Below are 14727 nucleotides of genomic sequence, written 5' to 3'. Positions count from 1 at the left end.
AGTTAAAAATGCAAAATTACATTATTCAAATGAGATGACATCAAACCAACTTCAATAGAAACAAAAAACCCACCGAAGTGGGAATTAATTCTTTATTATTATTTTTAAAATATTGTACTTATTACAAATTATAACAGTTAGAACAGCTAATGATGCTCCAACCAAATTAGCTACACCATCCAAAACATCTGCGCTTCTTGTTGATGTTACTAAGCCCTGTAAAACCTCTATTGTTATCCCAAACACAAACGAAAACAAGAATGAAATCAATAAAGGTTTAAAAATAGAATCTGAATTGAACTGTTTATAAAAAAACAAAAACCAGACAAAAGTAAACACTAAATGAAAAAACGTATGAATACATTTATCTAAATTTGGAATCTCAATAACAGGAAGATCGCTTGATTTTACTAAACACAAATAAGTCACAATACCTGTCCATAATAATGCAACTAAAAAAAGAAAAAATTTAGGCACCTATAAGTTCTTTATAAGCTTCACTAGAAAGTAATTCTTCTATTTCTGAAGGATTCGAAATTTTAACTTTAATCATCCATCCGTCACCATAAGGATCTGCATTAACACTTTCTGGAGTATTTTCTAAAGTATCATTAAAAGCAATAATTTCGCCAGATAAAGGAAGAAATAAATCAGACACAGTTTTCACAGCTTCAACAGTACCAAAAACCTCATCTTTATCTAAAGATTGATCCAAAGTTTCTACCTCAACATATACAATATCTCCTAATTCTTTTTGTGCAAAATGTGTAATTCCTACTGTAGCAATATCGCCTTCAAGACTAACCCATTCGTGATCTTTCGTGTACTTTAAATTTGCTGGTATGCTCATAAAATAGTATTGATAATTAATAATTATTTATTTTGCCACAAATGTAACAATCTTATGTACAATTATGGCTCAGATTTTTAAAAATTAATTTCCAAAATTATAACGGAAAGTAAATCCTGAACTAATATTCGTTAAAGGAAAAGAAGTCGAAATAACTGGTTTAGAAAAAGAATGATTATAATAAAAAATAATCGTTAGGTTTTTACTCAATGAATAATCAGCAGTAGCATTTAAAGTCCAAATGTTTTGTCCGCCTCCTAATTGATTGTTATCATAATCCAAATAACGCACAATCGTTTGACCATCTCTATATGTCAAATCGGCCTTTATATTGATATCACTTTTTATAACACCCGTTGGATTATCTGCTAGTTTCGATGAAAAAACCACATCTTTTATTCTATACCCTAATCCAACTACATACTCTACTCCATGTACTTCAGTCAATAAATTGTTATCAAAACTCATCGATAAAGCCCTGTCTCTATTGATCTGAGTTAATATTTTAAATGAATTTTTTAATTCAAAATCCACACGCACTAACGGATTAAATTGTTCTACCAAAGTAACATTAGACATAATAATAGGTGTATAATAATTACCACTTTCATCTAAACCACCTGGATTATTAACATAATTATAATTTGATCTAAAAGAATTCACAGTATATGATGCTCTATAATTTTGCTGCAAAGAAAAACGTTTAAAAGTCTTCTTGAAAAATTCATATCGCATTAATCCATTATATTTAATAGCCCAATTGGGTATTGGAAAACTTTTAAAGATATCAAAAGAAACATTATCTGCACTATTTCCAGAATACGCTGCCAAAAACGAAGGCAATAAAACCGCCTGGCTTGAACCCGAGAAACCTAGAGGAAATCCTTTGGAATCAAGATTAGCCGGATTAGTAATATCAATTCCTCTTTCTACAGCAAGCCTATTAGCTACAACAATTCTATTATTTCTAAACTGATCAAAAGCTGTAGAATGTATTTCATTACTAGTGCTAAATGAAGTTCCTATTAATACAGTCGAGATAGAGAATATTCCATAATTATAAGGAGATCTTGAATTATAATTTCCATTGGTGACATCATATTGTTCTGAAAAATTTTCAGAATAGGAACGATCTGCCAATAAATCAATTTTAAGATCCGGAATCAACTCTATATTGGCCGAACCTTTAAAAATTTGATTTTTTACAGTCGTATAATTTTGATTGAACTCCTGATATGTTGTTAACCAGCCATTTTTAGCAGCCTCATAACGCACATCACTTTGACTACCAAAAACAAATCCTAAAGTAGGTTTTGAAGACCCAAAAAAGCCTACACTTGGCGTATATCCAGGCAACACAGTACCTTGATTTTCAGTAAACGTTAACTGAATACTTTTCACACTAGTTAATACGCCTTTTAAACCATCCATAAACGGATTTTGATTACTGATTTTTACAGGAGCTGCTTTTACAATTTTTTCTCCAGGTTTTGGAGGTCCCATAACTTTAGGAGGAGCTTTAGTTGCACCTTTAGAAATCCCAATATATTTATATAAGGTTTCCATATTTAAGGTCGTATTAAAAATACTCGATTGTGCATTTTGAACCGTATTTCCTAAATTATAAACCTGACTATCAATCGTTATATTGCTTAATGCTGTTGACGCTTTTTGCCAACTATAATCTCCTGTATATGAATAATTCGCTTTGATAAATCCTAAAACCGGAATTTTATTTAGCGGAATTTCATAATTTAAAATAAACTGTTGCATGTGAAAATTAGCTGTTCCTGGATCAAAATAACCATCCCAAATAGTTACATTATCAATAGGTACGTCATTTTCATCTAAATAATTTCTAACTAAATTTCGAGAAGCTGCCTTATAATTAATCTTTAAAGATTTTGTCAAATTAAAATTAAATCCATACTCGTAATTAAATCCAAAATTCCTTCTGTATAAAGGTTCAAAACCAATTCCAATATCTTCAACTTGTCTAAATTGCTGTTCGTTATATTGTCTTACTACATTAGTATTAAAAGTAACACTAGAAGGCAAATAATTAAAATTAAGATCACTTAAAAACTTCCAATAAGAACTTTTTTTAGTAAACTTCGCTTTCTGAAATGGCTCTATTGGCTTTGGCTGAAATGCAAAAGCATAATCCACAGTTGTTCTGGATTGTTGATCAGTATTTTGTTGAATTTCAAAATCATGACGTTCTACTTCATTATAATACTGCGAAAAAGTAAAATTTTCAACATCATAAGGCATTGGTTTTTTTACTGGGCTACGATCTTTACGTACACCAATTAAGTTAATGCTTTTACGTTTGGTATAATCAATGGCTTGTGTCAACTTCGCTTTTCTTTCAGCGTCAGTTTCAGCGTCATCCAAAACTTGTTTTAACTTAATATCTTCATAAAACGGATCATATTCAGGCGTAATAACTTCCTCTCCAATGGAATAATTAAAAGGCAAACTAACCCCCCATTTTTTAGGCAAAAATCTTCCTAAATTAATATTGGTCACCACATTATATTGTTGAATATCTTCTCGACTTCTTTCGTTTGGCCCTTGTTCAATTGTTCCAAATCCAAAATTTTTAATATTCCCCGTTAATGAAACCGTAGCTAAATCGGCAAAATTAGTATCAACATTTAATAAAGCAGCTATTCCACCTTTATTATCCATATCTGCTAAACGAAGCTCATTAAACCAAACTTCACCCTTGATATCCTGATGAGGCTCATTACTTTTTACTCCAAGCATGACATTTCGAATCAAACCTAAGTTTGGATTCCCTTTTATCCCAAGACGCAACTTAGTATCACCATCTCCTCCTTCAACATTAGGGTCGTCATCAGCGAAATAAATACCATCGGCTGGTAAACTATTCTTGTCAATTTTTAAAGATTTTAATTTCAAATTCGTTAATAATGCAAGAGATAAATTGATTTCATTATCTGATGGCCAAACTAATTCTGGACTCAAAGCCGGACAGTTTTTATCTCCAGAAGAAGGTGCATTTGTCACCTTCAAAGGAATTTCTATCTGATAAAAATCTTCAGAATAATCGGCTCCAATACGCATAAAAGCAACCAATTGATTGTCTTTTAATGCTATTTCTCCTGGTAAAGATTCAGCATGCAAAAACATTTTTAGGTTATTATATTGACGCATGTCAATATTAAAATTTTTGAAAGCACCACGACCATCCAGTGGCTCTAATCCACCTCCAGAAATTCGCATAGATAATGATTGCTCATTCTGATTGATAACCGTATTATTATTATACAATTGCTCTCTTTGTACACTTGGAGGACTTACATAATTGATAGGACATCTATTAGCGTTTTCTTCAATATTAACAGAAGCTGTTTCAAAAACAGTAGCATCATCATCTACATTTAAATCATTTGTATCCAATGAATTTGCATAACGTCTCCATTCTCCACGAATCAGATCTAAAGCTCCAAAACGAAGAGTAACTTGGTCTGTAAAATTGGTCAAAAACATCCTCATAAAACGGATAGATCTAAAATCTGCAATTTTCCCAATGGTATTTTGAGGCTGAGAAATAGGAATCTTAAACTGAATCCATCTTGCTTCTGTAGTAGCTCCATTTGCTAAAGTCACTACCGTATTACGTACATCAGATATATAATTTTCTCCAACAGTCATATTAGGCTTCATATCAATGCTATATTCGTAATATGCATTAATCGTATTCATTGTATTATCTCTATTTACGTCCTCAACATCTGGAAGTGTTGTTGACCCTCTATTTGGAGAATTTATACTTACTGTAGAATTGTTCTCTACACCGTTATATTTTTTATAGCGATCCAATACATTTCCAGTAGTATTCAAATAATAAAGATAATCATCACCTGCAGGATCAGGATCTGATGCATAATTAGTATATACTTTTGCTTCTTCCTTCGAGGAAAGTCCATCAAAACCAATATCTTGATTAACACGATTACTTTCGACATTATCAAATGCATAAATTAATGATTGTGATGCTGGTGCATTACCCCAAACTGGTGCTGGATTTGCCATAATCTGATCAGGTCCAAAACCATTTTCATATACTTTACGACCATCTTTCAAGACATCTTCGGAAATCTCCCCAAGATTAAAGTAAATTTTACCCGCATTGGTATTCGTAGTTTTTCCTTCACCTATATAAGGATCCATAACCCAGAATTGAATATACTCTACGTTACTTTGTTCGAAATTTGTTGAACTTAATGATCTTACAATACCTCCAAAATTCTCATTCGGCACATCACCTACATTTAAGTAATTATTATATGGACCACGCTCTTTTGGATAATAACTCAAATCCAATGTGCTTACAACAAGTGACTGTCCTTGTACGATATCCGTTAACGGATACAATTCTTCACTATATACTCTTCTTGTTGCATTCGTAGACAAATCATCATTTGAAATTCCTGATGGTTTTGAGGTATAAAAAACAGGATCTATAGAATACCATGATAATTTTGCTCTTTTAGAACCATAAATCAACCCATCTAAATTACCCTTAAAGTCATAAATAGTAGGTTTCGTAGCATTTTCATTGGTTGGTGTAGAAGATAGACTCCATGCATAAGGAGAACGCAAATCTATTGAAGACTGAGAACTTTCAAAATCATCAACATAAATAGTAGACTCTCCTTGAAACTTATCACCATCAGCAGCATTGGGCATCAAGTAAGCAAACTCTCCACTTACAGCAATAGAAGATGGTGCATCCGTATCTATATTAGGAAGCTTATTAACTAAACGAGTAAAAAATGGAACTTCAGAAGAAAAATTACCATGTAATCCAAAGACGCTATTATTAACAGATTCTTGTCCGTAACTCGATTTTTGGGTAAATGGCTTTTCTTTCATATTCAAAAAAGTAGCCCCGACCATAAAATTCTCTGAAATTAAATGATCTACATTCACTCCAAAAAACCTTCTAGTTTGTTGACCAAATACAGAGTTATTTTCTAATGAAATCTCAATCGGTGTATTTGAAGCTTGTAAAGAAGGATCAAGAATTTGAACTTTCCCTAATTGATAATTGACACTATAATCAACACCTTCGACCAAAACCCTACCCGCTGCAGTAACTTTTACGGAACCTAAAGGAACATTGAAAGCACCAATAGAAATTCCATCACCTCCAACAGATTTAAATTTCCCTCTTAATAAAAACTTATTCAACTCTGGATATTGAATCGCTCCCGCTTGAGTAACGCGATACATATAAGGGTTCACATATTTTTTTTGATTATCATTATAGGTGTTTACATCATTATAATCTTCTGAAGAACCTTGATTTTTTAACTTAGAAAATAACAACTCTCCAAAGGGTTCTTTGGTAGTAAAAATCATTCTTCCGTTTTGAGTATCAACCGTCATTCCTGGAATAAAATCAAAAAAACCATCTCCTCCTGCTTGCGGATCATTATTGTAATTTAATTTATCCAAATTAAGAACTTTCAATAAAGTAGTATTTTCTACTGTATTATCAGCTGTTGGATTTGCCGGAAATGAAGTCCCTGGAACTGGTGAAATATAATTTAATGGCGCTGGATTTTTATACAAGACATTTAACCTAAAATCTTCTTGAATCAGTTGGTAAGCATTTGGAATTTGATAAATATTTTTCATCATTAAATTCCAAACTGGATTACTTACATTGGTCAAACTACTCTTTAACATTTTCAAAATTAAAGTCTGAGAAACAACAGTTTGGCTTGATTGACTTCCACCAACAACTGTCGCTTCAACACCATCATTACCAAACTCTCCTACTTGATAGATTTTATCTCCAATAGAATATTGATAAGCAACCGCTAAAATTTCGTCATTTCCTAATCTTTGTTGCAATGAAATATATCCTAATTGAGCATTAAAAGTATATTCATTAGGCAACAACTTTCTAGCATTTTCTAATTTGGAATAATCTTGTCCTTCATTAACACTGATTGAAGGAGAAAAACCAGAACTTGCTGTTACAATTTCACGGATACTACTATTTAAATATCCTGCATTATTATTAATTAAAGTAGGATCATATAAGTTATTCGTATTATCTGATGGAGAATCCATAGGCTTTACGAACATTCCTGTTGAAGGATTTAACACCACTACTTTATTATCAGGCACATTAGATAATTGAGCTTCCCCTAAATCCTGTAACGCGATGATATTTCTTAAATTATTACTTGTAGAATTTACTCTATTTTGCTTATTGGTAATCCAAACTTCTAATCTTGTGATTTGAACTCTTGAATCTATAAAAGGATAATTTTTTAAAGAACCATCATACTTATCTCTAAAATATTGAGACAAGAAAAAGTGCCTGTCATTGTCATAATCTAAACCATACATTTCAAATTCCTGAACGGTTCCTCCTCCTTGTGCAGTTACACTTTTGGCCTGCGATTTTTGTTCAGAGAAAACGCCTGTAATACTAGTTTTACCAAATTGCAATTCGGTTTTTACTCCAAACAGACTTTGAGCACCTTGAATCAAGGTACTATTTAGAGGCATGCTTACATTTCCTACTTCAATTTTTCGAACAATATCGTCTTCTGCTGGAGTATATTCTAGTTTTATTAAATTTTGAAAAGCAAAAGTCGATTGTGTATCAAAATTAGCATTTACCTGAAGTCGGGTACCTACTTTCCCTAGCAAACTCATACTTATTCGTTGATTAAAATCGAACGAAGTATTGGTTCTATTTCTAGGCGAAAATGCTGGATTATCTTGTTTTGTATACAATAACCCCAAATCGATTTCGACAGATCCAGTTGGTTTTACATCGATGGTATTACTACCAAAAATAGATTCAAAAAGTCCTGACTTAATATAATATCGAGGCAATAAATCTTTTTTTGCCGCTTCACTTCCAGCTTTATTTCCATCAATTGCATCTAATTTTTTTCCAAAATACTTACTCATTGATTCTTTAAGCATCAATTTTTCGTATTCAGCTGGCGTTAAAACTATAGGATAATTGATGTTAAAATCGTCAATCGAACTATTATAAACATAAGTATTAGTTATAGGATCGTAGGTATAGGCCGATAATATACTCTTTGGGTTTGATAATTGAAGTTCACCAACATCATATCCTTTTTTAATAGTATCCTGCACTACGTCTTGCACTTGAGCCTGAGACACAAAGCCACAAAAAAACACCAATAAAAAAATGTAAATTTTATGCATATCAACTGGGCTTATGACCTCTTATAAATTTTTTAAAGCTTTTTTTATTATAGTTTCCACTGTAGCCTCTGGATCTTCTTTGACAATTTTTTCAATGACTTTTTCAGAAGTTTTTCTAACAAAACCAAGAACTTCTAAAGCAGATAACGCTTCATCTTTATTTGTATTGCTTTGTAACATTGAAACTTCATCCAAATCATATAATTTTAACACCTTCTCTTTCAAGTCGAGAATTACTCTTTGTGCTGTTTTGCTACCAATTCCTTTTATTTTTTGAATAGTCACAACATCACCAGAAGCGATCGCATTAATAATTTGTTTTGGGTCTAAAGATGAGAGCATCGTACGGGCAATACTTGCACCAATTCCAGATACTGATAATAACATTTTAAAAATCTCTCTTTCAGATTTTTCAACAAAACCAAACAAAGTATGTGCATCTTCCTTTATTTGAAGATACGTATACAATTTTATAAAATCGGCATTAGGTAATAAAGAATAGGTATGTAACGATATATTTACATGATAACCAACACCATTACAATCAATCACTACTTCGGTAGGATTTTTTTCTACTAACTTTCCTTGCAAATGTGCTATCATAAAACAATTTATCTGTCCAAATATAATAAAATTTGAGATTAAAAGACAAACACACTGTTAATAGTTGGTCAACACTTTTAACGTATAAACCAGCACATTGCATTTTTAATCTTTAAATCTCAAACTTTAATCTTTAAGTATTTTAATTCTATTTATTTTTTAATCTCAAACTTTTTTCTTGTGCATCAATAACTGCAATTGCAGCCATATTCACCATCTCCTCAACACTAGCACCTAACTGAAAAACATGGACTGGATGTTTCATTCCCATCATAATTGGTCCGATTGAGCCATTCTTATTCAGCTCTTTCATCAATTTATAAGTGATGTTACCCGATTCAAGATTTGGAAAAACCAAAGTATTCACTTTTTTTCCTGCCAACTTTGAAAAAGGAAATTTAGCCGCTAACATATCTGGATTCAAAGCAAAATCAGCTTGAACTTCTCCATCAACAATAATTTCCGGATGATGTTCATGTAAATAGGCTACAGCTTCTTTCACTTTTACAGCACTTTTATTTACCGAAGAACCAAAATTAGAATAAGAAACCATTGCTATCACTGGTTCGACTCCAAACATCTTTGCTGTATTAGCAGTCATAACCGCAATCTTTGCCAATTCCTCTGCCGTTGGATCTATATTTATTGCAGTATCTGACAAAAACATAGGTCCTCTAGCTGTCATCATAATATTAGTAGTCGCTACTAATGAAGCATGAGGCGCTTTCCCAATTACTTGCAACATTGGTTTCACAACCGAAGGGTAACTTCTAGAATATCCAGAAACTAAACCATCAGCTTCTCCAGTATTAACCATCATAGCAGCGAAATAATTTCGTTCTCTCATGAATCTCTCAGCATCATAAAACGACATTCCGTTTCTTTTTCTAGACTCCCATAAAGTAGTTGCATATCGGTTTCTTCTCTCTTTTTCTTCGTCTAGTTTTGGATCAATAATTACAATATCGTCATCAAAACCTAACTCTTCTTTTAATTCAAGAATAATTTCTTTATTTCCTAATAAAATTGGAAATCCAATACCTTCTTCAAAAACAATTTGAGCTGCCTTTAAAACATCTAATTGTTCCGCTTCGGCAAAGACAATTCTTTTAGGATCTGTTTTGGCTCTGTTTGTAATCAAACGAATCATTTTATTATCGTTACCCAAACGATCCAATAATTCTTCTCTATATTTGTCCCAATCTGTTATTGGATTTAAAGCAACACCAGATTCCATAGCTGCTTTTGCAACTGCAGGAGCAACCTCTGCAATCAATCTTGGATCAAAAGGTTTTGGAATAATATATTCTCTACCAAAACCTAATTTTGTAGCTCCATAAGCAATATTCACTTGTTCAGGCACATTTTGTTTGGCAAGTGCAGCAAGCGATTTTACAGCTGCCATTTTCATTGCTTCATTAATCTTTGTAGCACGAACATCTAATGCCCCTCTAAAAATATAAGGAAACCCAAGTACATTATTCACTTGATTAGGATGATCTGAACGGCCAGTAGCCATAATTACATCCTTACGTGTTTCGACAGCAAGATTATAACCAATTTCAGGATTTGGATTGGCCATTGCAAAAACAATAGGATTATCTGCCATTGTTAACAACATTTCAGCAGACATAATATCTCCAGTTGATAATCCTATGAAAACATCTGCCCCTTTTACTGCATCCACTAGACTAATCGAAGCTCCGTCAAAAGCATATTTTTGCTGTAAATTAGATAAACTAGGATTATCTTTAGTTAAAAGACCTTTGCTGTTGTACATCAAAATATTCTCTCTTCTTACTCCTAATAAAACGTATAAATCAGCACAAGCAATAGCTGCAGATCCAGCACCAGAAATAACCATTTTTACATCTTCGGATTTTTTATTAGCCAATTCCAGTGCATTGATTAAAGCTGCTGCTGATATAATAGCCGTCCCGTGTTGATCATCGTGCATCACAGGAATATTTAGTTCTTCAACTAATCTTCTTTCGATTTCAAATGACTCGGGCGCTTTAATATCTTCTAAATTAATTCCACCAAATGTTGGCGCAATGTTCTTTACCGTTTGAATAAATTCCTCTATATCTTTGGTTCCAATCTCTATATCAAATACATCGATATCCGAAAATATTTTAAACAAAAGACCTTTACCTTCCATTACTGGTTTTGAAGCTTCTGGTCCAATATCACCAAGACCTAAAACAGCTGTTCCGTTAGTAATTACTGCTACTAGATTACCTTTTGCAGTATATTTATAAACATTATTAACATCTTTTGCGATTTCTAAACATGGCTCTGCAACTCCTGGCGAATAAGCCAAAGATAAATCTCGTTGTGTTGCATAACTTTTGGTAGGGACTACTTGTATTTTTCCTGGAGTTGGCTTAGCGTGATACAATAACGCTTCTCTTCTTTTACTATTCTTGTCCATTTATATTGTTTTTTCAAAGGACAAAGATAACGGACTTGTACTAAAAACAGACGTCATTATCTTGTTCTTTTATTTATTTTCAGATAATATATGCCTAAAAAAAAAGCTACACAGAATATGTAGCTATTAAATAAAAATCTCAACAGACTCTTAACGTGAAATATAAGAATCCAAATGTTTGATAGTTTCCTTTTGAACTTCAATTATAGCTTTTACTACGTCCCCTATAGAGACAAGTCCAATTATTAAATCATTTTCAATCACTGGTAAATGTCTAATTCTTTTTCCACTCATTAATTCCATACAGAACTCCAAATTATCCGAAGGCTTTACGGTAATTACCTCGGTCTCCATGATTTCGTTTACGGGTGTTTTTTTTGATGATTTATCTTTTAAAACAATTTTTCTAGCATAATCTCTCTCCGATAAAATTCCTTTTAAAACTCCATCATCAATTACAAGAATAGCTCCTATGTTTTTTTCTCCCATAACCCGTAATGCTTCGAATACCGTAATGGTTGAAATTACAGAATAAACTTCAGCTCCTTTTGTTCTTAATATCTGATTTACAGTCATAATCGTTAAATTTTAGAAAGTTAAATTTAGAAAAAAAAGACATACGAAAAGCAAAACAATAAAAATATTTTATATCCTAAAACAATAATTCAAAGACCAAAGTGTTTCGACATTACTGCATCGAAACAATAATAAATTCACTTCTTCTATTAGCTTGATGCTCTTCTTCGGTACATTTTACACCATCTGCACATTGATTTACTAATTGAGATTCTCCAAATCCCTTTCCACTTAATCGAACAGAATTAATACCATTTTCTATCAACCAAGCCACAGTAGCTTTTGCTCTTCTGTCTGATAATTTTTGATTGTATTTGGCACTTTGACGACTGTCTGTATGCGAACGTACTTCGATTTTCAAACCTGGATGTTCTTGCATAACCGCTAATATTTTGGACAGTTCAAAGGCTGCATCTTTACGAATAAATGATTTATCTAAATCAAAATAAATTATCGGAATATCTAATACTTTTGCCAAATCTGTTCCTACACTTATTGGTTTGAGTCGTCGCTCTAACACTAGTGGGTACTCTTTATTTTTGCTGTAAAAATTGGTTCGAACGAAATCTTCTTTAGTTTGATATTCTTCTTTCTCACCTCGAATGTAATAGCTTTTCCCGCAATCAACAGGAAATTTATATCGTCCATTAGCATCCGTTTGTGTTACTTGAAGTGGTTTAAAATCATTATCAAACAAAGTTACCTTAGCCCCAATTAATATTTGTTTTGAATCAAAATCAGTTACAATACCTGTTAATATTGCATCACAAGTTAATTTTTCATTTTCAACAAAACGATAAATATCATCATATCCTTTTCCTCGTTCTCTATTAGAAGAAAAAAATCCATTTCGATTTTTAGTATTTATTATATAAGCAAAATCATCCTCTGTACTATTGATTGGTTCTCCTAGATTTTGAATATTATAGAAACTACCATCTTTTTCGATTTTAGCAACAAAGACATCCAATCCACCTAAACCTGGCCTTCCATCACTAGCAAAATACAAATCATTATCACTTGAAATAAAAGGAAAAGTTTCTCTGCCTTCGGTATTAATTTGTGACCCTAAATTTTCTGGAGAACCATAAGTACCGTCTTCATTAATTTTAACTTTAAACAAATCAGACTGACCGAAAGTGCCTGGCATGTCTGAAGCAAAATACAAGGTTTTTTCATCAATACTCAAAGCGGGATGGGCAACACTATAATTATTACTATTAAATGGTAATTCCTTTACATCGACCCATTGTCCATCATTATTCAATACTGCTTTATAAAGTTTTAGCAGCGTAATTTTATTTGTATCTCTTCCTCTTTTTCCTTCTAAAAAATTATTTCTGGTAAAATACATTGTCTTACCATCTTGAGTAAAAACTGGGGTTGATTCATTAAATTTTGAATTAATTTTACGTTCAAAACGCTCTGGTTTTCCCATTCCACCATCGGGTTTGATTTCTGCCCAATATAAATTTGTAAAAGATTTATTGGTCCATTTAAAGACTTTTTTAGAAACACCTCCTGTATCTCTTGCCGAAGCAAATACCAGTTTTGTTCCTAAGAAAGCACTTCCATAATCTGAAAATTCTGAATTCACCTCTGCATCTACGACTTCATAACGATTTGAATTGGCTTTAATTTCTTCTAGATAAGTTCTATTTTCGCTGAATAATTCTGCTCGTTTATCCTTTTTTGTTTTCAAGACAAACTGCTCTAACATTTGGTCTGCTTTAACGTAGTTACCCGAAGATTTTAAAGCTTGTGAATACCTATAAAAATATTCAGCTTCTTGATCTGGGTAAGAGCTAAACAGTTGATCATACCATTTTAAAGACTGTGGTAATTCTGCCTTAAAATAATAAGCATTCCCCAGTTTTTGAAACATTTTTTCATCTTGATATCCTTTTTCTGCTACTTTTTCATAATTAGTAATCGCATCTACAAAAGCATAACTATTATACTCCTTTTCGGCTTTTGACAATATTGTTTTTTGAGCAAAACCATTAACAAAGAAAAAACTTAGAAAGAGACTATAAACTATATTTTTAATTTTCATACGCATCAGTATTAGAAGAATCTTGGAGAAATAATTTTGTCGTAAGCATTAAACAATTCAAATCGCAAGAAAATCTCATGTGAACCTGAATTGTAATTCGCTAATTCGGTTGTTTCAAAATCATAACTGTATCCTATAAACCAAGATTTAGTTGCTTGAAATCCTACCATAGCACTCATAGCAGCACTCCATCTATATGCTAAACCGGCAACAAATTTTTCATTTATCATGAAATTAGTCGAAACATCAACTTGTAGAGGCGCACCTTGAACATATTTGGTTTGCAAAGAAGGTTTCAGTTTTAAATCTGGATTCAAATCAAATACATATCCTGCTATCAAATAATAATTAATTTTTTCGGTTGCAATATGACTCACTGAAGCTGACGTTGCTGATTTATCATAATGCTTAGTTTCTAATAAATTGGGAGCTGATATTCCTATGTAACTATTATCAGAATGCAAATAGAATCCAACTCCAATATTAGGCGAAAACTTATTATCTATATTATTTTCAAAGATTGAATTCCCTGGATAATAATCTAGTTTTGAAAAATCTACATCCAACAAATTGGCACTCGCTTTTAATCCAAAAGACATTTTATACTGATAATTTACCGGAATGGTATATGAAAAATCTACCGCAATATTATTCTCTACCGAAGGCCCTATTCGATCATTCACAAATGACAAACCCAAGCCCACTTTACTTTCATTAAAAGGAGTATTAATTGAGAATGAATTTGTTACCGGCGCTCCTTCCAATCCAACCCATTGTGTACGATGCAGAGCAAATACACTCAAAGCCTGTCTAGAACCTGCATAAGCTGGATTTACAACAATGGGGTTATACATATATTGTGTATACTGAGCATCTTGCTGGGCATAACTAGCAATTGTAAAAAAGATTACTACCAACCCGATTATTTTTTTCTTCATTTGTAATTTTTATTTATAACAACTTGAGGTC

At 32.3% G+C, this 14727-nt stretch carries 8 protein-coding genes; all 8 read right to left on the bottom strand.

Going from position 1 to position 14727, the window contains the following annotated elements; genetic code table 11:
• Positions 1-84: 84 nt before the first annotated feature.
• The gene (locus ACUN3A_RS11470; protein WP_445552835.1) at positions 85-339 is read right to left on the bottom strand and encodes a VanZ family protein; all 255 of its coding nucleotides are present in this window, start codon (positions 337-339) and stop codon (positions 85-87) included.
• 130 nt (positions 340-469) lie between these two features.
• Positions 470-850, bottom strand: coding sequence for a glycine cleavage system protein GcvH (gene gcvH, locus ACUN3A_RS11465; protein ID WP_445551424.1), 381 nt, complete (start codon positions 848-850; stop codon positions 470-472).
• 84 nt (positions 851-934) lie between these two features.
• A complete protein-coding gene (sov, locus tag ACUN3A_RS11460; RefSeq protein ID WP_445551423.1) occupies positions 935-8089 on the bottom strand; it encodes a T9SS outer membrane translocon Sov/SprA in 7155 nt (2384 codons plus the stop codon).
• A gap of 21 nt (positions 8090-8110) precedes the next feature.
• Positions 8111-8692, bottom strand: coding sequence for a Holliday junction branch migration protein RuvA (ruvA, locus tag ACUN3A_RS11455; RefSeq protein ID WP_445551422.1), 582 nt, complete (start codon positions 8690-8692; stop codon positions 8111-8113).
• A gap of 148 nt (positions 8693-8840) precedes the next feature.
• Positions 8841-11126 carry an NADP-dependent malic enzyme gene (locus ACUN3A_RS11450; protein WP_445551421.1) on the bottom strand — a complete coding sequence of 762 codons (2286 nt, stop codon included), beginning with the start codon at positions 11124-11126 and terminating at the stop codon, positions 8841-8843.
• Positions 11127-11276: 150 nt separating this feature from the next.
• Positions 11277-11702 (bottom strand): CBS domain-containing protein, encoded by a 426-nt coding sequence (locus ACUN3A_RS11445; RefSeq protein ID WP_445551420.1) that lies wholly within the window; start codon positions 11700-11702, stop codon positions 11277-11279.
• A gap of 112 nt (positions 11703-11814) precedes the next feature.
• Positions 11815-13758: an OmpA family protein gene (locus ACUN3A_RS11440; protein WP_445551419.1), complete on the bottom strand. Its 1944-nt coding sequence runs from the start codon at positions 13756-13758 to the stop codon at positions 11815-11817.
• A gap of 11 nt (positions 13759-13769) precedes the next feature.
• A complete protein-coding gene (locus ACUN3A_RS11435) occupies positions 13770-14696 on the bottom strand; it encodes a PorP/SprF family type IX secretion system membrane protein (protein WP_445551418.1) in 927 nt (308 codons plus the stop codon).
• Positions 14697-14727 lie beyond the last annotated feature (31 nt).

The sequence above is a fragment of the Flavobacterium sp. WC2509 genome, assembly GCF_052683105.1.
This window is presented reverse-complemented; position numbering and strand designations above follow the sequence as displayed.